Annotated in this window: 21 protein-coding genes; 12 read left to right on the top strand and 9 right to left on the bottom strand. The window is 62.9% G+C overall.

The genetic code is table 11. The annotated features are described in order from the left end of the window. Positions 1-92 precede the first annotated feature (92 nt). Positions 93-1,178: a phenylalanine--tRNA ligase subunit alpha gene (gene pheS / locus Q5H92_RS03460; RefSeq protein WP_369811113.1), complete on the bottom strand. Its 1,086-nt coding sequence runs from the start codon at positions 1,176-1,178 to the stop codon at positions 93-95. 123 nt (positions 1,179-1,301) lie between these two features. Between pheS and Q5H92_RS03455 the strand changes: the two genes are divergently transcribed. The 4 genes from Q5H92_RS03455 (at position 1,302) to Q5H92_RS03440 (ending at position 3,722) form a co-directional block, all read left to right on the top strand. After that, entirely contained in the window at positions 1,302-1,913 is a 612-nt protein-coding gene (locus Q5H92_RS03455; RefSeq protein ID WP_305010086.1) for a hypothetical protein, read from the top strand. Between the two features lie 298 nt (positions 1,914-2,211). Further along, the gene (locus Q5H92_RS03450) at positions 2,212-2,580 is read left to right on the top strand and encodes a hypothetical protein (RefSeq protein ID WP_305010085.1); all 369 of its coding nucleotides are present in this window, start codon (positions 2,212-2,214) and stop codon (positions 2,578-2,580) included. Positions 2,581-2,748: 168 nt separating this feature from the next. Continuing rightward, complete coding sequence (locus tag Q5H92_RS03445; RefSeq protein WP_305010084.1) at positions 2,749-3,159, top strand: hypothetical protein; 411 nt, start codon at positions 2,749-2,751, stop codon at positions 3,157-3,159. Positions 3,160-3,344: 185 nt separating this feature from the next. Next, positions 3,345-3,722: a hypothetical protein gene (locus tag Q5H92_RS03440; protein WP_305010083.1), complete on the top strand. Its 378-nt coding sequence runs from the start codon at positions 3,345-3,347 to the stop codon at positions 3,720-3,722. Between the two features lie 147 nt (positions 3,723-3,869). Here Q5H92_RS03440 and Q5H92_RS03435 read toward each other — a convergent pair whose 3' ends face one another. The 4 genes from Q5H92_RS03435 to Q5H92_RS03420 form a co-directional block, all read right to left on the bottom strand. Then, positions 3,870-5,132 carry a M16 family metallopeptidase gene (locus Q5H92_RS03435; protein ID WP_305010082.1) on the bottom strand — a complete coding sequence of 421 codons (1,263 nt, stop codon included), beginning with the start codon at positions 5,130-5,132 and terminating at the stop codon, positions 3,870-3,872. Positions 5,133-5,244: 112 nt separating this feature from the next. Beyond that, complete coding sequence (locus Q5H92_RS03430; protein ID WP_305010081.1) at positions 5,245-7,887, bottom strand: TonB-dependent receptor plug domain-containing protein; 2,643 nt, start codon at positions 7,885-7,887, stop codon at positions 5,245-5,247. A gap of 329 nt (positions 7,888-8,216) precedes the next feature. Further along, positions 8,217-9,695: an ArnT family glycosyltransferase gene (locus tag Q5H92_RS03425; RefSeq protein WP_305010080.1), complete on the bottom strand. Its 1,479-nt coding sequence runs from the start codon at positions 9,693-9,695 to the stop codon at positions 8,217-8,219. A gap of 197 nt (positions 9,696-9,892) precedes the next feature. Next, positions 9,893-10,573, bottom strand: a complete 681-nt coding sequence (locus tag Q5H92_RS03420) for a hypothetical protein (protein ID WP_305010079.1) — start codon at positions 10,571-10,573, stop codon at positions 9,893-9,895. A 101-nt stretch (positions 10,574-10,674) separates the two neighbouring features. Between Q5H92_RS03420 and Q5H92_RS03415 the strand changes: the two genes are divergently transcribed. The 4 genes from Q5H92_RS03415 (at position 10,675) to ytxJ (ending at position 14,263) form a co-directional block, all read left to right on the top strand. After that, positions 10,675-12,675 carry an alpha-ketoacid dehydrogenase subunit alpha/beta gene (locus Q5H92_RS03415; protein WP_305010078.1) on the top strand — a complete coding sequence of 667 codons (2,001 nt, stop codon included), beginning with the start codon at positions 10,675-10,677 and terminating at the stop codon, positions 12,673-12,675. A gap of 263 nt (positions 12,676-12,938) precedes the next feature. Then, positions 12,939-13,439, top strand: coding sequence for a hypothetical protein (locus Q5H92_RS03410; RefSeq protein ID WP_305010077.1), 501 nt, complete (start codon positions 12,939-12,941; stop codon positions 13,437-13,439). Continuing rightward, positions 13,420-13,803 carry a hypothetical protein gene (locus tag Q5H92_RS03405; RefSeq protein ID WP_305010076.1) on the top strand — a complete coding sequence of 128 codons (384 nt, stop codon included), beginning with the start codon at positions 13,420-13,422 and terminating at the stop codon, positions 13,801-13,803. Before Q5H92_RS03410 ends, Q5H92_RS03405 begins: the two co-directional genes overlap by 20 nt. A 118-nt stretch (positions 13,804-13,921) precedes the next feature. Next, positions 13,922-14,263, top strand: a complete 342-nt coding sequence (gene ytxJ, locus Q5H92_RS03400) for a bacillithiol system redox-active protein YtxJ (RefSeq protein WP_305010075.1) — start codon at positions 13,922-13,924, stop codon at positions 14,261-14,263. Between the two features lie 144 nt (positions 14,264-14,407). Here ytxJ and Q5H92_RS03395 read toward each other — a convergent pair whose 3' ends face one another. Further along, a complete protein-coding gene (locus Q5H92_RS03395) occupies positions 14,408-14,815 on the bottom strand; it encodes an OsmC family protein (protein ID WP_305010074.1) in 408 nt (135 codons plus the stop codon). A 107-nt stretch (positions 14,816-14,922) separates the two neighbouring features. Here Q5H92_RS03395 and Q5H92_RS03390 point away from each other — a divergent pair, with 107 nt between their 5' ends. The 3 genes from Q5H92_RS03390 to Q5H92_RS03380 all read left to right on the top strand — a co-directional run bounded on the left by Q5H92_RS03390 (position 14,923) and on the right by Q5H92_RS03380 (position 17,336). Then, positions 14,923-15,804 (top strand): hypothetical protein, encoded by an 882-nt coding sequence (locus tag Q5H92_RS03390; protein ID WP_305010073.1) that lies wholly within the window; start codon positions 14,923-14,925, stop codon positions 15,802-15,804. 189 nt (positions 15,805-15,993) lie between these two features. Continuing rightward, on the top strand, positions 15,994-16,887 hold the full coding sequence (gene lipA, locus Q5H92_RS03385) for a lipoyl synthase (protein ID WP_305010072.1): 894 nt from the start codon (positions 15,994-15,996) through the stop codon (positions 16,885-16,887). A gap of 32 nt (positions 16,888-16,919) precedes the next feature. After that, complete coding sequence (locus tag Q5H92_RS03380; protein WP_305010071.1) at positions 16,920-17,336, top strand: DUF805 domain-containing protein; 417 nt, start codon at positions 16,920-16,922, stop codon at positions 17,334-17,336. 103 nt (positions 17,337-17,439) lie between these two features. Here the strand turns inward: Q5H92_RS03380 and Q5H92_RS03375 are convergent, their stop codons facing one another. Then, positions 17,440-18,021 carry a hypothetical protein gene (locus Q5H92_RS03375; RefSeq protein ID WP_305010070.1) on the bottom strand — a complete coding sequence of 194 codons (582 nt, stop codon included), beginning with the start codon at positions 18,019-18,021 and terminating at the stop codon, positions 17,440-17,442. 159 nt (positions 18,022-18,180) lie between these two features. After that, the gene (locus Q5H92_RS03370) at positions 18,181-18,780 is read right to left on the bottom strand and encodes a DUF4136 domain-containing protein (RefSeq protein WP_305010069.1); all 600 of its coding nucleotides are present in this window, start codon (positions 18,778-18,780) and stop codon (positions 18,181-18,183) included. Between the two features lie 229 nt (positions 18,781-19,009). On the opposite strand from Q5H92_RS03370, the gene Q5H92_RS03365 reads away from it, so the two are divergent. Continuing rightward, positions 19,010-19,318 (top strand): hypothetical protein, encoded by a 309-nt coding sequence (locus tag Q5H92_RS03365; protein ID WP_305010068.1) that lies wholly within the window; start codon positions 19,010-19,012, stop codon positions 19,316-19,318. A 242-nt stretch (positions 19,319-19,560) separates the two neighbouring features. Here the strand turns inward: Q5H92_RS03365 and gcvP are convergent, their stop codons facing one another. Next, positions 19,561-22,476, bottom strand: a complete 2,916-nt coding sequence (gene gcvP / locus Q5H92_RS03360) for an aminomethyl-transferring glycine dehydrogenase (protein ID WP_305010067.1) — start codon at positions 22,474-22,476, stop codon at positions 19,561-19,563. Positions 22,477-22,698: the final 222 nt, after the last annotated feature.

Genomic DNA, 22,698 nt, shown 5'->3' with positions numbered 1-22,698 from the left:
AAGCGCAATGAAGCACCTTTCCACGTCCGAACAAATCGTTCTCACGTGAGAAGGTGCTTCACGGTGTTCGGCATGACAGAACCTATTGGTTGCTACAGCGCCTCAAACTGCCGCAGGAAGCGCATGTCGTTTTCCGTGAACAGGCGCAGGTCCTTAATCTGGTACTTGAGCATGGCAATGCGCTCGATGCCCATGCCCCAGGCGTAGCCGGAGTATTTCTCGGGGTCGATGCCCGCGTTTTCGAGCACGGCGGGGTCCACCATGCCGCAGCCGCCGATTTCGACCCAGCCCGAGTACTTGCAGATGTTGCAGCCCGCGCCCTTGCAAATCAGGCAGGTGATGTCGATTTCAGCGCTGGGCTCGGTGAAGGGGAAGAAGCTGGGGCGGAAGCGGATGTTGATGTCGGCCCCAAACAGCTCCTGCACAAAGTAGTACACCGTCTGCTTCAGGTCGGCGAAGCTCACGCCTTCGTCAATGAAAATGCCTTCCACCTGATGAAACATCATATGCGCCCGCGCCGAAATGGCCTCGTTGCGGAACACGCGGCCCGGCATCACGCGGCGGATGGGCAGGGGCTCGGTTTCCATCACGCGCACCTGCACGGTGCTGGTGTGGGTGCGCAGCAAGTGGGGTTGTGGGTTGGCGGGTTGGTGGGTTAGTGCGTTTTCGTCCGAAGAATCCACCAATCCACCACTCCGCGATTCCACAAAAAACGTGTCCTGCATGTCGCGCGCCGGGTGGTTTTCGGGGAAGTTGAGGGCGGTGAAGTTGTGCCAGTCGTCCTCAATTTCGGGGCCCTCGGCCACGGCAAAACCAATGCGGGCGAACACGCGCAGCATCTCCTCGCGCACCAGGCTCAGGGGGTGGCGGGTGCCCAGGGCGTTGGGCACGGGCGGCAGGGTGTAGTCGAAGTCGGGGTTGGCCGGGGCGTTGTCAGCGGCGGCTTCGGCGGCCTGCTGGGCCTCGTCGAAACGGGCCTGGGCCTGCTGCTTCAGGGCGTTGAGCTGCTGGCCTACGGCGCGCTTTTCTTCGTTGGGCACGGTCTTGAGCTGGTCGAACAAATCGGCCAACCGGCCCTTGCGGCCGAGGTAGCTGATGCGAAAAGCATCGAGTTCGGCGGGATTATTCAGTTCGGCTTTCGTAATTTCGGCCGTAAGAGCGGCAATGGATTCCTGCATCATAGGCCGCAAAGTTACGGCAAGGGCCCGGCCCTGGCCGAACGATTCACCAACACATTCAGTTACCGCAATTCCTGATTCACCTTCCTTAAATTTTTTACCATGAAACGTGCGCTATTTTTCTTGCTAATTCTCGGAGGCGTAGCTTCTTCCGCCTCGGCCCAGGCCGGCTGGGACACCCCCGCCAGCGGCTGGGATACGCCCAAGAAAGCTCCCGCCAAGAAAACCACGACTAAAACCAACGCCGCGGCCACCAGCACCAAGGCCACGGCAAGCGGCGGCGCAACCCCCGAAGCCCCTGCCACCGAAGCCGCTCCCTCGCTGGAAGCCGCCGCTGCCGCTGCCCCCGCCGCCGACAAGGGCTTTGGCGGCGCCGGTGCCGCCGCGCCGAGCAGCGCCAGTATTGGCCAAGGCATTTCGGTAGCGCCCGGCTCACCGGTGATGATGCGCGGCGGCCGCAACGTGATGATGGACGACGCCATTGCTGCCCGCGAGCGCCGCCTCAACCGCAAGCCGCGCCGCGAGAAGCCCTGGCCGCCGCGCCCCGCCGCCGAGCCGGCTGCGGTAGCCGCTCCCGCCCCGGCTGCCGCCGCAGCTCCCGAGCCCGCTCCGGCTCCGGCTGAAGCCACGGCCGGCACGGCTGCCACCGCCGCCAAAGGCGGCAGCGCCGACAAAGCTAAAGCACCCGTGAAAGCGGCTCCCAAGAAAAAAGCCCCTGAGCCCCTCGGCTGGTAAGCTGGCGCCGTTTTTCGTCGGCTTTTGAATAGTCCGGCCCGGTTGTTTTCCGCTTTTGCGGCAAGCAGCCGGGCCGTTTGGCGTTGGCGGGGAGCTAAGATGGTTTTTGAACGATGTAAGACCCTGCCCATGCATCGTCCAGATGGTCCTAATGGCATCAGTAAAGGCGAAATCTTTGGCTCATTGGCGTACCAAGCGGCGCAGTTTCGCGTATGCCGAGCACGACGGTACTGCCTGGGAGCGCGCTGCTCTGGGGGCACCTGGCCCGTTATTCTTTCACCCCTTCACCACCCTTTTTATGCTTCGTTCCTTGCTTTCGGCCCTGCTCGCACTAGCCCTTGTTGCTGAAGCGGCGGCCCAGTCGGCACCCGCCACCAAGACTACCACCAAAGCCAAAACCACCAAAACCTCCACCCGGCCCGCTGCCACGCGCAACACCACCATGAAGCCGGCCGCCGCGTCCGCGCCTAATTCCGGCGGCCGCAACGACATTGGCCCCGGCGGAAATGGTGCTGTGGGCTCTACCGAAAGCGCCGATGGCAAAGGTCAGAGCATCTATGCCGCCCCCGGCATGCCCGTCAATGTCGACAACCCCAAGAAGGTGCAGGGCTACAACGGCCCCGCGCCCGCCCGCACCAAAAGCCGCACCACGCTCAGCCCGCGGTAAAACTCCAGAGTTGGTCGAGACAATGACCCGTTTGGTATGCGTTTGCATACCGGGCGGGTCTTTTTTTGGGTTGAAAATGCGCAGAAGGAAAAGTTGGCACGCCTTTGGAATATGTCCATACAGCTACGGTAATCAACTTTTCAACTTCTTCTTTATTCTTTTTCAGCCATGCTTCGTTCGTTCCTCACCCTTGCCCTGTCGATGTTCCTGCTGGCTGAAGCTAGCGCCCAAACCACCCCGGTTGCTTCGACTAAAAAGACCACCAAAGCCGCGAAAGTAGCGGCCCGCCAAGCCAAGAAAGCCCGCCGCGTCGCCGTGAAATCGGCCCCCGTTGCGCCCCTCAACGACGGCTGGCCCCCCATCGAAAACAACACCCAAACCGCCGTGGCCTCGAACGACGGCTGGAACTCGCCCGAATCGGTGCTGCCGGCCAGCACTTCGCGCGGCGAAATCGACAACCAGAACATCTCGGCCGCGCCCGGTATGCCCGTGCACGTTCGCACCAGCAACGGCCTGACGCCCTACAGCGTGCGCCCCGCCCGCAAGCCCGCCGCCACCCAAACCACCCTCGGCAACTAACAACGCCCAACCCGGAGCTTTGCCAAAAAGCCTGACCGGCGGCCCGACTACTTTTGCATCGGCTCCCAATTCATGCCACTATCCGCCCCGGGCAGTTGTGCGTATGAGTGGGAGCCGATTCGCTTTCAGCCCGGCTTCGGCTGAGCTTATTCCGGTTGATTCAGCCCACCCTTTTCCTCAACAATATGATTCGCTACATTTTCGCCGCGCTGGTGTTGCTGGCAGTGGCCGCTACGGACGCCTCGGCGCAGTCGCGCAGCAAAAAACTCACCCCATACTCCACGCGCGGCCCGCGCAAGGTGAAAACGACGGTGAAAATCAATCCCCACACCGGCAAGCCCTACGGCGCCGGCGTGCCCGAAGACATCAAAAACGGCTCGATGTATCTGGCGCCCGCCACGCCCATGCGCCGGCAGGTGGGCTACACTAACAATGGCGGCTACAACGACAACCGTACCCCGCGCCCCCGCTACACCAAGCCCGCCAACAGCTCCCTGAGCCGCGACAGCAACCTGCCCACGACGCCGGCCTCGAAAACCAAAGTGAAAGTGAAGCGGAAGTAGCCGTTAGGCAGAAAATATAAGAACGTCATGCTGAGCGCAGCCGAAGCATCTCCACCGCTGAAGTAATGATTTACTCTCATAGTAGAGATGCTTCGGCTGCGCTCAGCATGACGTTCTTGTTTTCAGACTGAACAAACAAGTCCCCTGTTACTCCGCCTCTATCAGCTCATTCTGCTCCACGGCTTCGTAATACAGCGTGCTGCAATTTTCGGGGCGCAGCACTTCCTGGGCGGCGGCGCGCACGCTGGCCACGGTCACGGCCTGAATGCGGCGGCTTTCCTCATTCACCAGGTTGGCATCGCCCTGCAGCTTGCTATAGGCTAGGTTCAGGGCGCGGTTGAGAAGGTCGATTTCGCCGAAAACCAGGCTGCTTTCAGCCTGGTTTTTTACTTTTTCCAGCTCCTGGGCATCCACATCGGCGGTCAGGAATTCGGCCACCACGGCTTCCACGGCCGCATCGGCTTCCCTGATGTCTACGCCCGCGTTCAGCTTGCCGCTGATGACGAGCAGGCCGGGGTCGAGCGAGCCGGTGAGGGAGGAAGAAATATTATTGAACAAGGCCTGCTCCTTCACCAGCCGCTGGTGCAGGCGGGCCGACTTGCCGTGGCCCAGCATGTCGCTGAGCAAATCCACAGAATGGTACCGCTCATCGCCACGAGCAGGCATGTGGTACACTTTGTAAAGGGCCGACAGCGGCACCGGGGCCGTGGCGGTGCGGTGGCGGGCTTCGGTCTGGACGGGCTCTTTGGGCAGCTGGCGCTGGTAGGCCGGGCCGCCGGGAATGGGCCCGAACCACTTTTCGGCCAGGCGGCGCACGTCGGCCGCGCTGGCCGCGCCGGCCACCACCAGAATGGCGTTCTGGGGCGCGTAGTGCTTCCGGAAAAAGCCGCGCACGTCGTCCATCACCGCATTTTCGATGTGCGAAATCTCCTTGCCGATGGTATTCCACTGGTAGGGGTGGGTGTGGTAAGCCAGGGGCTTGAGCTGCAGCCACACGTCGCCGTAGGGCTGGTTGAGGTAGTTCTGCTTGAACTCCTCTACCACCACTTTACGCTGCACTTCGAGTCCATTCTCGGAGAAAGCCAGGTTCAGCATCCGGTCTGATTCCAGCCAGAAGCCGGTTTCGAGGTTGGCCGCCGGCAGTGAGAGGTAGTAGTTGGTGATGTCGCTGGAGGTGAAGGCGTTGTTCTCGCCGCCCACGCGCTGCAAGGGCTCGTCGTAGCTCGGAATATTAACCGAGCCTGAAAACATCAGGTGCTCAAACAAGTGCGCGAAGCCGGTGTGGCCGGGGTCCTCATCGCGCGAGCCCACGTCGTACATCACGTTGAGCACGGCCATGGGGGTGGAAAAATCTTCGTGGACGATGCAGCGCAGGCCGTTATCGAGGGTGAATTCGGTGAAGTGAATCACGGGAAGTAGCGGGAAAAGGTGAAGGCGAATCAGACGCCAAAGGAACAACAGCCAGCACGGGAAAACCGTTGTCGAATTTGGCAGCTGTTGGGCAAAGTGCCGACTTTTTGGTTCAGAAGCTGGCGCGCACGCCCAGCAGCCAGGTGCGGGGCACGGGGTAGGCATTAGTGTCGTAGCCGGCGGCCAGCAGGGTGGCACCCCCGCTGCTCACGTTGGGGTCGAAGCCGCGGTAGCTGGTGAGCACAAACAGGTTTTGGCCGCCTACCCATACGCTCACAGGGTGGGGGGCACTGGCCGGACGCAGCGCGCAACTGATGGTCAGCTGGCTCAGGCGCAGGTTGGCGGCCGACTGCAGCTGGGCGTCGTCGTAGCGGGCGGGCAGGCTGTTGGCGTAGGCGGCTGGCACATCGGTGTCGTCGTGCGTGCTGGTCCAGCGGTCGAGCAGGCGGGTGGTGCCGTTGGTGTTGCCGGTGGGCAGGTCGAGGCGGGCTAGGGTGGTGTTGAGCAGCTGATGGCCCGCCAGGGCATCGAACTGGGCATCCAGGTCGAAGCGGCTCAGATGCAGCGTTTGCGAAAATGTGAGGGTGCGCGTGGGCAGGGCCGTGCCCTGGTACTGGGCCACATAGGTCGCGTTGTACGGATTAGTGCCCACGGTCTGGTAGCGCAACAGGCCGTTGGCGGGTTGGCCGGTGGCGTCAAATTCGCCCACGCGCAGCAGCGGCAGCCGCTGAAACAGCAGGTAGGGGTGCGGCGTCTCGCCTACCACCAGGCCAGGCACGTCGGCCACGCCCGCAATGGGCGTCACCGACTGCACCTGCTGCTGCTGGAGTGCGGCGGCCACCCGGCTCCGGCCGCTGAGCTTGCCCAACTGCCAATCGCCCGCTACCGTCAGCAGCAGGCCCTGGGTTCGGAGGCTGGCTTCCCGCTCTTCGCGGCTGATGAGCATGCCCGACGGCGCGGGTAAAAGCACCAGCTGCGACACGGCCACGTGGGCCGTGGTGCGCCGGTAGGCCGAAAAATCCAGCAGCACCCGGTCTTCCCACAGGCCTACCCGCATGGCCGCCTCCAGCTGGGTGGTGCGGGAGGGCGCCAGGGTCGGCCCTCGGGGCTGCAGGGTGGTGAGGCCCTGCCCCGGGCTCAGCCGAATAAAATCGGACAGCACCGCGCTGCCCAGGCCCAGGGCCGGCAGGCCGGCGTTGCCGGTCTGGCTTAGGCCAGCCCACACCGTGACCGTGCTCAGCGGGCGTACATCGGCCAGAAAGGCCTCGCGGTGCAGGTGCCAGCGCACTTCTGCCCCGGGCAGCCAGCTGGCCGGCACCGGCGTCGTGGCCGGATAAAGCTGCAGGTTGCGGTTGTCGTCGGCGCGCAGCGAAGCCAGCACTTCGTACCGCTCCCGGTAAGTATAGGTGCTCACCAGCGAGGCGTGCAGCAGCGAATACGTCGTCTGCTCGGCCGTGCTGCCGGCGAAATAACCGGCGTTGTTCTGCTCGCTGCTCAGGGCCCGCTCGTAGCGCTGGTAGCCGGCTGCCGCGGTCAGCAGCAGGTGGTGGTCGTCGAAAGTCTGGTCGTAATCGAACTGGAGCTGGGCCACGGTCACGGCGGCGTCCAGCGCGGTTGTCGTCACGTTGAGCGGGGCCGGCGGTGCGGATGAATTGTCGGGCTTGGTCAAAAAACGGGCCTGGTTGCCGGCCCGCGACTGCTCGCGGCTGGCCATCAGGCGCAGCACGAAGGAAGGCGCCAGCTGGTAGCGGCCCCCGGCCTGGAGCAGCAGGCGCCGCGTGGTGCCATCGGAGCCGGCCTCATTGGCCATGGCCAGCGGGTTGTAGAACGTGTCGGTGCCCGGGTAGCGGTAGTATTCGCCCTGGAAGTAGCTGCCGTCGGGGTTGCGGGCGCGCAGCGTGGGCGGCGCCAGCAAGGCCGCTTCCACGGCGCCCTGGCCCGGCAGGGTTTGGGCAATGTGGGCCGCCGAGGCATTCAGAAACACGCCCAGCCGCTGGCCTACCTGCTGGTCGAGGTTGAGGCGCAGGGCGTAGCGGCGCAGGCCCGAGTGCTGCACCACGCCGCTTTGGTCCAGAAAATCGGCGCTGAGGGCGTAGCGGGTGCTCGGGCTGCTGCCTTCCAAGGTGAGGTGGTGGTTTTGCAGGAAAGCCGGCCGAAACAGCTCGGCTTGCCAGTCGGTGCCCGGGTCGAGCTTGTTTAGCGAAGCCGGGGTTGCGTACGGCGCCTGGCCCGGATAATACCCCGTATTGGTCCAGGCGTTGTTCACCACGGCGGCGTACTGGCTGGCGCTCAGCAAATCGTAGCGCTGGCGCACCTGCTGCACCCCGGCAAAGGCGGCGTAGCGCACGCGCAACGGCTTCTTCTGGCCGGCAAGGCCCCCGCGTTTAGTCACAATTTGGATAACCCCGTTGCTGCCTTGCATGCCGTACCGGGCCGTGCCCACCCCGCCGCTCAGCACCGTAATGCTGGCCACGTCTTCGGGCGCCAGAAACAACAAAGGGTTGGCCCCCGGCTGCGCCGCTTCTGGCCGGGAAAATGTGCTGTAGCCGGCACCAAGGGCCACACCGGGGGCGAAATCGGCATTCAGCGCTGGCACGTTGTCCACCACGTACAGGGGCTGGTCGGTGCCGGCCAGGCTGCTGCCGCCCCGGATGCGGACGGCTGCCCACGCCCCCGGCGCGCCCGAGGTGGGCGTCACCTGCACGCCGGCTGCCTGCGTGAGCAGCGGCTGCACGCTGAGGAAAGTCGGCGGCACCCACTGCGTGGTAATCCGAACAGATACAAGTTCACAAACAAGTTCGCAACTGTAGCAAAACCGAGGCCTCAGTACGGTATCAAGGCGCATTGCCGGCGCCACGGCCAAGGGCACCGGACGGGAAGGCAAAACCTCCACCGGCTGCTGGGCACAGGCGACGGAAGCCGAAGCCAGTAGGAAAGGAATGGATAGAATTCGAATCATAAAACAGCGAAAAGCACTACTGAGAAAACAGATGCCGGCCCCGGCCTGATTGCACAGGCAATTACCGCCGGGGGTTTCGCCATTTCAGTCTGCGGCTGGCGCTCTAGCCTTGCTTCAGCTAGCTTCTACCGGCGCGCTTCCAGCCGCAGCGTCACGCAGGAATCTGTGACCAGCACCACGCTGGTGCGGTACATGCTTTCCCAGGCTCGGCGCGTGGCCGCCCCGCACACCACCACCTCGTGCCCAACCGTGGCTTTACCCAGCTCCCGGTACGGCACGGCCATGATGCGGTGGCCATACTGCAGCTCCGCCGCCCCCTGGTAGAACCACATACTTGGGCTGTAATCAGGTGGATAGCCGATGGAATAGGCTTGCAGGCCGGGCCGGGCCTGCACCTGATGGCGGATATGGGGGCCCAGGCGTAGGGTAGCGGTTTGGTAGCGGGCATCGTAGGTGCGTACCAGCGCCCGGCATTGCGCCCAGTAGGGCAAGGCCGCCACCAACGCCAGGGCTCCCAGCCGGCCGGCCACGCTGCCGGCCTGGGGCTGCTGGGCCAGTAGCGCCCGGGCCGGCAGTAGCAATCCGGCGGCCGCCAGCAAGGCCAGCAGCGGGTATATGGGGGCGTCGTACCAGGGCAAGCGGTTTTGGGTGGCGGCCAAAATCAGGCTGAAGCTGCCGGCTACGCACACCGCCAGCCGGGCCAGCGCCCGGCCGCGGCTGCCGGCGGGCAGTCGCCAGCCCAGCAGCCCGCCCACCAGGGCCGGCACCACCCAAAACATAAACTTGCTCTCTATCAGCGTAGTCAGGTAATAATAGGGCTCGGTGGTGTGGCCTTCCAGCTGGGCCAGGGCGGGGCCGCCCAACTCGTATTGCCACACCGCGTGCAGGTAGCCTGGGCCGGCCAGCTCGCGCACGCCATACCACGCGCCCATGCCCAGCACCAGCGGCAGCAGTGCCAGCCAGGGCGCCGGGCGCCGCAGCCGCTGGCCCTGCCCTAGGGCAAAGGTGGCCAGCAACAGGCCCGGCCCAAACAGCAGCCCGGCCACCCCTTTGGTGAAGGCCGCCAAGAAAAAGAACCCACCCGTGAGCCATGCGTGGCGGTCGCGCCCTTCGGCTAGGTAGCGCAGCCAGCTGAGCGCGCCCAGGGTGGTCCAGAGCGTGAGCAAGGCGTCGAAATCGCCGGAGCGGGCCACGTGGTAGCCCACGTAGCCGGCCGCGGTGAGCAGCACCAGGGCGGCCAGCAGGCCGCCTTCCCAGCCGCCCAGCCAACGCCAGCCGGCCCGGTACACCACCAGCACCGTGGCCAGGCCGGCCAGGGCCGCGGGCAGCCGCAAGCCCAGCTCCGTAGGCCCGAGTAGCTTGAAGCTAATAGCTAAAATCCAAGGCCACAGCGGCGGCTTGCAGTTCCAGAGGTCGGGTTGCTGGAGGGCGTCGCGCAGCACCAGCCACTCGTGGTTGCGCAGAATGTTGAGGGCATTGATGCCCGTGCTGGCCTCGTCCCAGGACTGCACCGGGTGGCTGCCCAGCAGCCAGAACAAGGGTAGGTAGGCCAGCGCGGCCACCAGCAAAGCGCCGGGCCACCAGCGGGAGCGTGGCGGAATCAAGGAATTAACAGGCAATGCGAATGCAGGCAGCAGGGTGGGGTATCGGGCAGCAGGAGCGGCAAAGTACCGACATCCGCCGCTGATTTGCCAGGCCTGGGCTGCCCCGGCCATTGGCCCAACGCTGATTTATTGGCGCTGGTCGGCATCGCCCACCTCACCGCCGAGGCCCCGCGCAGTAGCCCGCCTGGGCAAGCGGGCTACTGCGCGGCCGCCGGGTAAAAAGTAGTGGCGAGGGTGAAACCAAGCCAGGGACTAAAGCCCACATCGCGGCTTTCGGCGGCGACGTGGGCGCCTTGGCTGGTGGTGTAGTAAACCGGGTAGCTGTACTCGTAGGAAGGCGTGAGCGAGGCGCGCAGTCGCAGGCCAAAAGTGGTTTCGTAGCGGTGCCAGGGCGCCAGGCGTACCTCCGCGCCCAGCAGCAGCGCCAGCTCGGCGGCGCGCGGGGAATAGGCGGCATCCGGCGCCGAGCGGAACAGGGCCAGCACCGGCCCGGCGCCCAGCAGCCCGTGCAACACGCTGGCCGGGGTGCCCGTGCGCAAGTAGAGCGGCACGAATAGCCGCCCCTGAAACACGGTTTGCGGATGGTAAACCGGTTCAGGCGTGGCCCGCTGGTACGTCACCTTTACCAGGTTATACTCTATCAGCGCCTCCAGGCCGATGCTGGCCCGGGGCTTAGCCACGTAACGGGTCAGGACCAGGCCCACGGCGGCACTGGGGTAGCTGAAAGTGTCTTCGCCCCTGGCATTGCTGTTGCGATACGGGCCGGTGCTGTAGCCCAGTGCGCCGCGCGCGCCCCAGCCCCATTGCGAAGGCAGCGCGGCGGGCAGCGACTGGCCTGTGGCAGTTTTTGCCGCCAGCAGCCCGAAGCAAAGAACCATTAACGGGCGCATAAACCGAAACGGAAAAGGAAAGACCGATGCTCAAATATAGCCGCCGCCGCGTCCGCTACCTTTGTGCCTCCCAACCCACCCCATTTGCCATGACTCCAGCTGCTGTCGCCCTTCGGTTCGACCGTCAAGACCTCTCTAACGAAACCCTACTGCACCTCTACCAGCACCTGCTGCGCCCGCGGCTGATTGAGGAAAAAATGCTGATTCTGCTGCGCCAGGGCAAAGTAAGTAAGTGGTTTTCGGGCATCGGGCAGGAAGCCATTTCGGTGGGCAGCACGCTGGCGCTGGAATCCGACGAGTACATTCTGCCGCTGCACCGCAACCTGGGCGTGTTCACGGGCCGTGAGGTGCCGCTGGGGCGCCTCTTTGCGCAGTGGCAAGGCAAGCGCACGGGCTATACCAAGGGCCGCGACCGCAGCTTCCACTTCGGTACCAACGAGCACCACATCGTGGGCATGATTTCGCACCTCGGCCCGCAGCTGGCCGTGGCCGGCGGCATTGCCCTAGCCGATTTGCTCGATAAAAAGCCTAAAGTCACGCTGACCTACAGCGGCGACGGCGGCGCTTCCGAAGGTGACTTCCACGAGGCCCTGAACGTGGCCGCCGTGTGGCAGCTGCCCGTCATTTTCATGATTGAAAACAACGGCTACGGCCTCAGCACGCCTAGCAACGAGCAGTTCCGCTTCAAGTCCTTCGTCGACAAAGGCCCCGCCTATGGTATGGAAGCCGTGCAGGTCGACGGCAACAACGTGCTGGAAGTGTACACCACCGTAAAGCGCCTGGCCGAGGACCTGCGCGAAAACCCGCGCCCGGTGCTCGTCGAAGCCCTCACGTTCCGCATGCGCGGCCACGAGGAAGCCAGCGGCACCAAGTACGTGCCCCAGAGCCTGATGGAAGAATGGGCCGCCAAAGACCCGGTCGAAAACTACGAAAAATGGCTGCTGGCCGAAGGCATCCTCACCGAAACCGCCCGCCACAGCATCCGCGAAACCATCAAAGCCGCCATCGAGGCCGGCCTGCAGGAAGCCGATGCGGTGCCCATGCCCACAGCCGACATTCAGGAGGAAATAGCGGATATGTACCAGCCCTTCGAAGCGCCCGTGACGGACGCGCCAGCGGGTAGCGCCGCGCCCGAAAAGCGCTTCATCGACGCCATTTCTGAAGGGATGAAGCAGAGCATGGAGCGCTACCCCGACCTCGTGCTCATGGGCCAGGACATTGCCGACTACGGCGGGGTGTTTAAAATCACGGAAGGCTTCGTGGCGGCGTTTGGCAAGGCGCGGGTGCGGAATACGCCGCTCTGCGAGTCAGCCATTGTGGGCATTGGCCTGGGCCTGAGCATTAAGAAGAAGAAAAGCATGGTCGAGATGCAGTTCGCCGATTTCGTGACTTGCGGCTTCAACCAGATTGTGAACAACCTAGCCAAGAGCCACTACCGCTGGGGCCAGAACGCCGACGTCGTTATTCGCATGCCCACCGGCGCGGGCTCGGCGGCCGGCCCGTTCCACTCGCAGAGCAACGAGGCCTGGTTCACGCACGTGCCCGGCCTGAAAGTGGTGTACCCCAGCAACCCGCACGACGCCAAGGGCCTGCTCTGCGCCGCCTTCGAAGACCCCAATCCGGTGCTGTATTTCGAGCACAAAATGCTTTACCGCAGCATGTCGGGCCCGGTGCCGGCGGCCTACTACACCACGCCCATCGGCCAGGCCGCGCTGGCGGCCGAGGGCAATGAGCTGAGCATCATCACCTACGGCATGGGCGTGCGCTGGGCCCTCGACGTGTGCCAGGACCTGGGCGTGTCGGCCGACGTGCTCGACCTGCGCACCCTGCTGCCCTGGGACCAAGAAGCGGTGCGCCGCACCGTACTCAAAAACGGCCGCGTCCTCATCCTGCACGAAGACACGATGACCGGCGGCATCGGCGGCGAAATCGCGGCTTGGATAGGGGAGAACTGCTTCGAGCACCTCGACGCGCCGGTGCGCCGCGTGGCCTCGCTCGATACGGCCATTCCGTTCGCGCCGCCGCTGGAAGCGGCCTTCCTGCCCCAGCAGCGGCTGCGCGAGCAGGTGCAGGCCCTGCGCAATTATTAAGCAATAAGACCGTCATGTCGAGCTTACCGAGAATGTCATGTCGAGCGCAGCCGAGACATCTCGCGTGCCGAAGTAATTCAATTGACAGAGTTTACTACCATAAGCGAGATGTCTCGACTGCACTCGACATGACGTTCCTCTTGCCCGCTACCTAAGAGTGGCGCGATTTTAGCGCGGACACGCCGTACTTTGTCTTCTGCTTCCTTCCTGATTTTGTCCGTCTTACGGTGATATATCGTATACCTTCCGTTGTTCTCCGGTGCTTGCTGGGCGTATGGCTGCTGAGCAGTTGCACGCTCTACCACAAGGTGTTCCATCCCTACCGTCTGCCCACGCCCAAGCCTTCGCCCGAGTACATCGCCCAGCAGAAGGCCAAGAAGGAAAAAGAAAAGAAGATGCTGGCGTTCCAGCACGACACGGAGAAGAATGCCAAGAAGGGCGGCTCCGACGCGGAAGAAGCCGCTACCGATGTGTCAACACCTAGCGGTGGCACCATCACGGCCCCGACAGAGGCGGCAGCGGCCCGCACCCTGCCCGAAAAGTCGACCGTGCGCTACGATAAAAAGGGGCTCATGAAAAAGCCCAAGCTCAAGCGCCGCAAGGTGAATAAGCAAACCAAGTCGTTCCATCCCTGGCAATCTATCCGTAACTTCTTCAAGTATGGCCTCCATAAGAAACCTGATTACGAGCATGGTGCCTCACCAAAAGCTCCTAAAGAAGAAGCAGCGCCCGATGCCGCGCCTGATGGCGGCGGCAAGCCCTAGCGTCGCCTGGCTGGTGCTGGCCGTTGCGCTGTGTCTGGGCAGCGAGACCGCGCAGGCCCAAATTGTGGACGCCAAGCCGGCCCAGGTGAAGGCCGCCAACCGCCGCGCCCTGCGCGAGGCCAGGCGCACCGATTCGCCCTTTAAGGAAAGCCACCTCGATGTGACGGCCGAGCAGCTCAAGCGCGGCAAAAGCACGCAGCCCCAAACCGAGACGAGCCGCGACGTGAACTACAAAAAAGGCACTGCGCCTAACGTGAAGCCCGCTGGCCTGCTGGGCCTGCGCCGCGACAAAACCACCACCCTCGTGCGCAAGGAAAAGCGCCAGCGCAACCGCATGGCCAGCCGCAACGACGAAAAAAAATGACCGGCCCCGTGGGAATCAACTAGCTCCAAAACTGTTGTAGTCTTTCGGAGCGTCCGCCGGCTGCCCTGGGCAAGCCGGTGCGGCCTTTGCATCATTCGCTATTTATCCAGCATTTCCCATGTCCACCCCCTGGCTTCCGCTCACCCAACCCGAACAGCTCATCGACCTGGCCCAGGCCTCGCACGAGCAGCCGGTTCTTATTTTCAAGCACAGCACCACCTGCTCCATCAGCGCGGCGGCCAAGGGCAAGATTGAGCGCCAGTGGGCCGACAGCGGCCTCGACCTGCCCATCTACTACCTCGATTTGCTGCGCTTCCGCCCCCTCTCGGCCCAGATTGCCGAGCAATTCGGTGTGCGCCACGAGTCGCCGCAACTGCTGCTCATCAAAGACGGCGAATGCACCTACGACGCCTCGCACATGGGCATCCGCCTGAGCGACGTGCAGGCGGTGGTTAAGTAGGATGGACAGTTAGAAAGCAAAAAAAGAACGTCATGCTGAGCGAAGTCGAAGCATCTCTACCGCGCAACTAATCAGTTTTAGTATTGCGGTAGAGATGCTTCGACTTCGCTCAGCATGACGATACCATCAAAAAATCATTTCTCTCTACCGATACTCAAACACTACGTTCTGCTTGATGTCCGGGTGCAGGCTCAAGGCCACGGGGCAGGTGAGAGCGGCGCGCTCCAGCACGGTGCGGTCGGCGGGGGCGAGGGCGGCGGGCAGTTCAAACGTCACGTCGATTTGGGCGATGCGGCGCGGCGGCTCCGGGCTCATGTGCTTCGTCACGGCCCAGGTGGTGCCCACCAGGTCCCAGGCGTGGCGCTCGGCTACGATGCCCATGATTGTCATCATGCACGAGCCCAGCGCGGCGCTCACCAGGTCGGTGGGCGAAAACGCTTCGCCCCGGCCGTGGTTGTCCACGGGCGCGTCGGTTTGAATAAGGGTGCCGGAAGCGACGTGCGTGGCTTCGGTGCGGAGGTGGCCGGCGTAGCGGGCGGTGGCGGTGTTCATCAAGTCAGCGAGTTACCTTTACCAAGTAGTTTCTTCTTTCGCTAAATTACGTATTATGCCGTGCGCCGCTCCGGTGGCGCCGGCAACGGCTCTTTTTCGGTTGATTTATGCTTCCTTCCTTTTCCCGTTATCTTGGCTTACTGGCGGCTGTCGGCCTGGCCACGGCTGCCCAGGCGCAGGACCGCCCCGCGCGCCCCGTAGCTCCTGCATCGCGCCCGGCTCCGACGGCATCCGAAACGCCGGCTCAGGCGCCCACGCGCCCCGCGCCGGTGCCCGATGCACCGTCCGATGAGCAGTCGTACAGCAAGGAGTTCGTCTACGGCATCAACTTCAACACCCAGGGCGGCCTGCTCGGGGGCGCTTCCATCCGTTCCACCCGCGTGCTCGACGACCGGCTGCTGCGCTTTTGGAGCCTAGAGGGAGTGATGCTGAAAAACGCGAAAGAGGAGCGCATCAACACCGTCGTGGGCGGCAGCTACATCGACCGCAAAACCAACTACGCGTTTGTGCTGCGCCCGTCCATTGGCATGCAGCGCATCCTGTTCCGCAAAGCCGCCGATGCCGGCGTGCAGGTGAACGGCCTGCTGAGCGTGGGGCCGTCCATCGGCCTGCTCATGCCCTACTACATCAGCTACGACTACACGGCGGCGCGCACGCAGGTCATCAACGTGGCCAGCGACGAAATCGTGAACGAGCAGTACGACCCGCTCAAGCATACCTCCCCGGGAGCCATTCTCGACCACGGCCCGCTCTTCAGCGGCATCAGCGACACCAAGGTGGTGCCGGGCTTCCACGTGCGCGGCGGCCTGAGCTTCGAGTATGGCCGCTACCGCGACGCCGTGACCGGCCTGGAAGTGGGCGTGCTGGTGGAGGCCTTCACCAAGCGTATGGTCATCCTCAGCCCTTACAGCCGCCCCGAAGACCAGGCTGTCAACCGCCAGTTCTTCCCCTCCGTGTACCTCACGCTGTATTTCGGGCACCGCTCGTAGCGCGCCAGCCCCGGTGATGGCTTGATAGTGAACAGCTAAGGGGCCGTGCCCCATCCGGCACGAACGGCTGCGCCCAGGCGCAGCCGTTCGTGCTTATTTTTGTGTAGCCGTTTGGTTGAAACGTTTTGGCGGCGAATTGCTTTTGCATAGGGTTGATGTGCTCCGTCAACTGCTAATCGATAACTGAAGATGATTGACTTGCCCGTTATTCAGCCCGAAACGGCTGCCCCCGCTCGCCCCCGCAAGCCCGACTGGCTGCGCGTGAAGCTGCCCGTGGGCGAAGAATACGCCGCCGTGCGCCGCCTCGTGGATGAGCACAAGCTGCACACCATCTGCGAAAGCGGCAACTGCCCCAACATGGGCGAGTGCTGGGGCGCTGGCACGGCCACGTTCATGATTCTGGGCAACATCTGCACCCGCTCGTGCTCGTTTTGCGCCGTGGCCACCGGCCGCCCCACCGAGTACGACCTCGACGAGCCCCGCCGCGTGGCCGAAGCCATTGCCCTCATGAAAGTGAAGCACGCCGTCATCACTTCGGTGAACCGCGACGAGCTCAAGGACCGCGGCGCCAGCGTGTGGCGCGAAACCGTGGTGCTCACCAAGCAGCTCTCGCCCGGCACCACCATCGAAACCCTGATTCCGGACGTGAAAGCCAACTGGGACGCGCTGGAGGTGATGATTTCGGGCGGCCAGGAAGTGATTTCGCACAACATCGAAACCGTGGGCAGCCTCTACCGCCTCGTGCGCCCCCAGGCCCGCTACGACCGCAGCCTGGAGCAAATCCGCCGCACCAAGCAGGCCGGCCACCGCACCAAATCTGGCATAATGCTGGGCCTGGGCGAGAAGGCCGACGAGCTGTATCAGGCCATGGATGACCTCGTGGCCAACGGCCTCGACATCCTCACCCTCGGCCAGTACCTGCAGCCCACCAAGCGCCACCTCGACGTGGCCGAGTTCATCACCCCCGACCAATTTGCCCACTACCGCGAAGAAGGCTTGAAGCGGGGCCTCAAATACGTGGAAAGCGGCCCGCTGGTGCGCAGCTCCTACCACGCTGAGCGCCACGTGAACGTGCCGGTATAAATTTGCTGTACATTAGGCCGAAAAATTGATTTATGGCCTTTTTTACTGCTGCTGGCCGCTTGCGGCGCCGGGATTATTTTCTGCGGGTAGTTGCGCTCTATGCCCTGGGAATTGGCGTTTACGCCATTCCCGGACTGCTCTACGCGGCCGAAGTACCTGGTATGGTTGGCCTGGCGGTTTTTGTGGCCCTGCTGGCCGTGGTTTACCTCTGCATCATTCAGGCCTTGCTGCGATTGCACGACCTGAATTTGCGAGGCTGGTGGTTTTTGATAGCCTTTCTGCCCATTGTGAGCTACATACTGGGCGCCGGAATGCAGTTTGTGCAGGGCACCATCGGGCCGAATCGGTTCGGCCTCGACCCCAAGCGCCCGACCCTGTTGCCTCCTCTGGTCGCACCTCTTGAAACCGATGAAGCTGACAATGAGCCCACGCCTTCGCCGCTGACATAAGCGAAAGGCCCCTTCGGAAACGGAGGGACCTTTTTTTGCTCGTCAGTAGCTGCAACGGGGTACAACCCCGCACCGGCTCCGTTTCGAATCCAAAGCAGGAGATTCACTGAGCCACCAGCTTTGATTTGGCTTCAAGTTGAGCCTGCCGGGTTTCCAGGTAGGTGGCCAGGTTGTCGTTGTTCACGAATAGAAGCCGAACGGCATTTTGCGGGCTTGCCAGCGCAGCATTGCGCTGGGCGGCTTGTATCAGACGTCGGCTCTGGCGCCCCATAAACCGGCTCCACTGAATAATGACGGTGTGCTTGGTTAGGGGCTGGGCCGGCAGGGGCTGGCCATTGGGCTGCCGCAGATAGGTCAGGTATTCGGAGAGGGGCAGGGCCGTGTCGATAGGGGCCTGGGGCTTGGGTGGAAACTGGTTGAGCCCGCCGGCGGCGTTCCAGGCAAGGTTGGGGAAGCCCCCGGCGTAGCAGTTGATATAAAACGACTGCAACCGGCCCGCCCGGTCGTAGTAAGCCGCCTGCAACGGCTGGTAGTGATTCTTAGCCGCTACAGAATCGTGCTGGTGCAGGTGCGAAAGAAAGGTCCGGTAGCTGGTATCCAGCACGAAAACCTGATGGGCCGGAATGCCATAGCGGCCGGCCAACTTTTGCAACTCAACCGGCGGTACGGCCCGCAGTCCATGCATGCCATACAAACTTTGAAATACCGTCTGGCAGCTGCTTACGCTTAGCAAGCAGCTCAGCATCCTAAAAATGAGTTTGAAACGCCGGGCCATAAAAAAAGTCTCTTCCGCAAAGGAAGAGACTTTTTCGAGGTAACTGGTGGCAACGCGCCACTGTCTTAATTAGCGACGGGCGTTGTTGTCCTGCGGTGGGTAGGTGCTCAGGATGCCGTTCACGATGCGGTGGGTTTCGGCTTCGTCAATCGTATTCTGATTCACCTGGGCCTGGCCGGTGCCGCGCCACGCCAACTCCTTGCGGCGGGCGTCGATGATGTCAATCACCACGGTGCCGGCTTTGTACTGCGTCACGGGTGAGTAGGCACGGCCGTAGTAGCCATAGCCATACCCGTAGGGATAGCCGAGGCCGTTGTAGTAGGGCGAAACCTGCTGCTTATCTTCTACGCGGGCACTGTAGGCCACGTAGATATCGGGCGCGGTGGTTACTTCGGTCAGGCCCTTGGCCGTCATCTCGGCCGCCACGGAGGCACGCATGCGCTTGTCGAGAAAGGACTCATAGCCTTTGGCCGGGCCGCCTTCCGCGTCGCGGGGCTGCTGCGGGTACCAGGCCCAGGTTTTGAAAGCACGGAAGTTAACAGCGTGGTCGAAGTCGTTGGTAACGCCCACGCGGGCGGCCGGGGTGCAGGCGCTGGGGCCGAGCAGCAAGGCAATGGCGGCCACGGCTAAACCAATAGGACGGGCCAGGGAACGGGTGAGGCGGTTCATAAATGCGGGTGTAATACGAAATTGGGAAGAGCGGAAACGGCTGCGGCAGAAGCCCGTTGGGCCGTTATCGTGAGCTAGTAGACTAACGAAAAACCGAACGCTGTCGTTCACATTTTAGTCGAATGAAGCTTGGGTTTGAGCGATGAATTTCCGGCTGTCCAGAATTGAGATAACCGGATTTTGTCCTACCTTACCCCCAAATTCCCATTCTTTCGTTCCTGCTCCGTCGATGAAAAATACTGTCTTGTTGGTTTTGGCTAGCGCCGGTTTATTCTCTGCCTGCACTTCCTCGCGCGACGAGCTCCGGCGCACGGCGCCCAACACGGTGCCCGTGCCGCACAATACCATCGTAGACTGCCCCGTGTACGATGGCATGACCAAAACTTCCAACATCCTCGTGCAAACCACCTCCGGCAACACCGTGCAGGTGCTCGATACCATCAACGCCTACTTCGTGCGCGTGCGCCTCGAAAAAGCGGGCTTAGTCCAAACCGGCTACATGGACCGCCGCTGCTTCGGCGAACGGGGCGATAAATAAAAACTGACTCGTCCGTCATTGCGAGGGCGCAGCCCGTGGCAACCGAAGGACAGCGAAGCCAATCCGTCCTGTCAAAACCAGATGTGTCCTTTTACCAGAAAGCCCCGGCACTGCGCAGTGCCGGGGCTTTCTGTTTTGAAAAGACTTTGTCACATTACTAAGCGAGTCGCTGAGAATAGGACTTATTGCCGCGCTCCATCTCTGCTTAATGCGCAGAATGTTTCGCTCGCAATGACAGATGATTAATACGACGGCCCTTTGTCGGCCTGCACCAGGCTTTCTTCCTGGTCGGCGTACTGCTCGATGGGCGTGCAGCTGCAAATGAGGTTACGGTCGCCGTAGGCCGAGTCGATGCGGCTCACGCTGGGCCAGAACTTGTTGGCGCGCACGTACTCCATGGGGTACACGGCCTGCTCGCGGGTGTAGGGGCGGGTCCACTCGTGCACCAGCACGGTGGCGGCAGTGTGCGGAGCGTGCTTGAGCACATTCTCCTTGGCGTCAGCCTTTCCTGATTCCACGGCCGCGATTTCCTTGCGGATGGAAATCATGGCGTCGCAGAAGCGGTCCAGCTCATCCTTGCTTTCGCTTTCGGTGGGCTCCACCATCAGCGTGCCGGCTACAGGGAAGCTCACGGTGGGGGCGTGGAAGCCGTAGTCCATCAGGCGCTTTGCAATGTCTTCCACCTCAATGCCGGCCTTTTTGAACTGGCGGCACTCCAGAATCATTTCGTGGGCGCAGCGGCCGTTGCTGCCCGAGTACAGCACCGGGTAGTGCTCCTCCAGGCGGGCTTTGATGTAGTTGGCGTTCAGGATGGCAATTTCCGTGGCGCGTTTCAGGCCGTCGCCGCCCATCATCGAAATGTAGGCGTAGCTGATGGGCAGGATGCTGGCCGAACCCCACGGCGCGGCCGAAACCGAGCCGGCGTCGCGGCCCTCGACGGGCACCACGGCGTGGCCGGGCAGGTAGGGCACCAGGTCTTCCACCACGCCGATGGGGCCCACGCCAGGGCCGCCGCCGCCGTGCGGGATGCAGAAGGTTTTGTGCAGGTTGAGGTGGCACACGTCGGCGCCGATGTTGGCGGGCGAGGTGAGGCCCACCTGGGCGTTCATATTGGCGCCGTCCATATACACGCGGCCGCCGTGGTTGTGGATGGTTTGGCAGATATCGACGATGGTTTCCTCGTACACGCCGTGCGTGCTGGGGTAGGTCACCATGAGGCAACTCAGGTTGGCGGCGTGCTTCTCGGCCTGGGCCTTGAGGTCGGCCACGTCGATGTTGCCGTCTTCGGTGCTCTTCACCACCACCACCTGCATCCCGGCCATCACGGCCGAAGCGGGGTTGGTGCCGTGGGCCGAGGCCGGAATCAGGGCCACGGTGCGGTGGTGGTCGCCGCGCGCATCGTGGTAGCCCTTTATGGCCAGCAGGCCGGCGTACTCGCCCTGCGCGCCCGAGTTGGGCTGCAGGCTCACGGCCGCGAAGCCGGTCACCTCGCACAGCCAGTGCTGCAAATCGGAGAAAATCTGCTGGTAGCCCTGGGCCTGCTCGATGGGCGCGAAGGGGTGCAGGCCGCCGATTTCGGCCCAGGTCACCGGAATCATCTCGGCGGTGGCGTTGAGCTTCATGGTGCACGAGCCCAGCGGAATCATGCTGTGGGCCAGGCTCAGGTCCTTGTTTTCGAGCTGCTTCATGTAGCGCAGCATCTCGTGCTCGGCGTGGTGCGTGTTGAAGACGGGGTGCGTGAGGTACTCGCTGGTCCGCACCAAGCCGGTGGGCCAGGTCAGCTCCACTTCGGCGGGCAGCTCCACGGCGTCGGCTTCCTGGCCCAGCACTTTGGCAAACACATCCAGAATGTCGTTTACGTCGTGCAGCTCGGTGTTCTGGTTGAGCGAAATGCCTACGCGCACCTCATCGAAGTAACGGAAATTGAGGCGGGCGGCTTCTGCTTCCTTGCGCAGGGCCTGCGCCAGCTCGGCGCTTTCCAAGCGCAGGTTCAGGGTGTCGAAATAGTTTTCGTTGGTCTGCTCGATGCCCAGCTTTTTGAGGCCGGCGGCCAGGGTTTGGGCCAGCACATGGGTGTTGGCGGCAAACTGCTGGATGCGCTGCGGGCCGTGGTACACGGCGTACATGCCGGCCAGCACGCTCAGCAGCACCTGGGCGGTGCAGATGTTGCTCGTAGCTTTTTCGCGGCGGATGTGCTGCTCACGGGTTTGCAGGGCCATGCGGTAGGCCTTGTTGCCAGCGGCGTCGATACTCTGGCCGATGAGGCGGCCGGGAATCACGCGCTTGAACTGCTCTTTGCAGGCGAAGAAGCCGGCGTGCGGGCCGCCGTAGCCCATCGGCACGCCGAAGCGCTGGGAGTTGCCCACGCACACATCGGCGCCCAATTCACCGGGCGAGGTGAGCAGCGTGAGGGCCAGCAAATCGGCGCCCATCACCACGAAAACGTTGTTTTTCTGGGCTTGCACGATGAAGTCTTTGTAGTCGAACACCTCGCCGTCGGCGGCGGGATACTGCACCATGGCGCCGAAGAAGCCTTCGCCGCTGAGGTCAATCTGGCGGTGGTCGCCAACTACCAGCTCGATGCCGACGGGCGTGGCGCGGGTGCGCAGCAGGTCGATGGTCTGGGGCAGCACCTGGTCGGACACGAAGTACTGGTGCGCGCCTTTCTTCTTGGTATGGCTGTGCAGCATGTGCATGGCCTCGGCGGCGGCGGTGCCTTCGTCGAGCAGGCTGGCGTTGGCGATTTCGAGGCCGGTGAGGTCAATTACCATGGTCTGGTAGTTGATGAGGGCTTCGAGGCGGCCCTGGGCAATTTCGGCCTGGTAGGGCGTGTAGGCGGTGTACCAGCCCGGATTTTCCAGGATGTTGCGCTGAATGACCGGGGGCAGGGTGGTGTCGTGGTAGCCGAGGCCGATGTAGGATTTGAATACCTGGTTCTGGCTGGCAATCTGCTTGAATTTCGCCAAAAAAGCCCGTTCGCTGAGGGCGGCGGGCAGGTCGAGTGGTTTTTTCAGGCGGATGGCCGGGGGCACGGTTTCGTTGATGAGCTGCTCGATGCTTTCCACGCCGATGGTGCGGAGCATGGCGGCCTGCTCGTCGGCGCCGGGCGCGTTGTGGCGAGCTTCAAAAACGTCGACTAGCTGGAGTTTCAGCGTCATAAGAGCGGAAAATTGGAGGTGGGAAGCCGTTGTGGCGGGGGGAGTTTCAGGTTCAGATTCCTTAACAAAGGTAAGCCCGAAAAGGCCCGACGAACTGAAGGCAAAGGCGTAATTTTGGCGCGTTACTATTCAAAATCGCCTGTCATCCTGAGCGCAGCGAAGGACCTTGTCACGCCAGAAAAGTTAGCAGTAACCCAAATTCGCGCAATCGTGATGAGGTCC

The organism is Hymenobacter mellowenesis (assembly GCF_030581005.1).
Taxonomy (GTDB): Bacteria; Bacteroidota; Bacteroidia; order Cytophagales; family Hymenobacteraceae; genus Hymenobacter; species Hymenobacter mellowenesis.
This window is presented reverse-complemented; position numbering and strand designations above follow the sequence as displayed.

Excerpts from the sequence above, each read along its gene's own strand:
- pheS (WP_369811113.1), bottom strand. The coding sequence starts at position 1,178 with ATGCAGGAATCCATTGCCGCTCTTACGGCCGAAATTACGAAAGCCGAA.
- Q5H92_RS03450 (WP_305010085.1), top strand. The coding sequence starts at position 2,212 with ATGCTTCGTTCCTTGCTTTCGGCCCTGCTCGCACTAGCCCTTGTTGCT.
- Q5H92_RS03445 (WP_305010084.1), top strand. The coding sequence starts at position 2,749 with ATGCTTCGTTCGTTCCTCACCCTTGCCCTGTCGATGTTCCTGCTGGCT.
- Q5H92_RS03440 (WP_305010083.1), top strand. The coding sequence starts at position 3,345 with ATGATTCGCTACATTTTCGCCGCGCTGGTGTTGCTGGCAGTGGCCGCT.
- Q5H92_RS03420 (WP_305010079.1), bottom strand. The coding sequence starts at position 10,573 with ATGGTTCTTTGCTTCGGGCTGCTGGCGGCAAAAACTGCCACAGGCCAG.
- Q5H92_RS03415 (WP_305010078.1), top strand. The coding sequence starts at position 10,675 with ATGACTCCAGCTGCTGTCGCCCTTCGGTTCGACCGTCAAGACCTCTCT.
- Q5H92_RS03405 (WP_305010076.1), top strand. The coding sequence starts at position 13,420 with ATGGCGGCGGCAAGCCCTAGCGTCGCCTGGCTGGTGCTGGCCGTTGCG.
- ytxJ (WP_305010075.1), top strand. The coding sequence starts at position 13,922 with ATGTCCACCCCCTGGCTTCCGCTCACCCAACCCGAACAGCTCATCGAC.
- Q5H92_RS03395 (WP_305010074.1), bottom strand. The coding sequence starts at position 14,815 with ATGAACACCGCCACCGCCCGCTACGCCGGCCACCTCCGCACCGAAGCC.
- Q5H92_RS03390 (WP_305010073.1), top strand. The coding sequence starts at position 14,923 with ATGCTTCCTTCCTTTTCCCGTTATCTTGGCTTACTGGCGGCTGTCGGC.
- lipA (WP_305010072.1), top strand. The coding sequence starts at position 15,994 with ATGATTGACTTGCCCGTTATTCAGCCCGAAACGGCTGCCCCCGCTCGC.
- Q5H92_RS03380 (WP_305010071.1), top strand. The coding sequence starts at position 16,920 with ATGGCCTTTTTTACTGCTGCTGGCCGCTTGCGGCGCCGGGATTATTTT.
- Q5H92_RS03375 (WP_305010070.1), bottom strand. The coding sequence starts at position 18,021 with ATGCATGGACTGCGGGCCGTACCGCCGGTTGAGTTGCAAAAGTTGGCC.
- Q5H92_RS03370 (WP_305010069.1), bottom strand. The coding sequence starts at position 18,780 with ATGAACCGCCTCACCCGTTCCCTGGCCCGTCCTATTGGTTTAGCCGTG.
- Q5H92_RS03365 (WP_305010068.1), top strand. The coding sequence starts at position 19,010 with ATGAAAAATACTGTCTTGTTGGTTTTGGCTAGCGCCGGTTTATTCTCT.
- gcvP (WP_305010067.1), bottom strand. The coding sequence starts at position 22,476 with ATGACGCTGAAACTCCAGCTAGTCGACGTTTTTGAAGCTCGCCACAAC.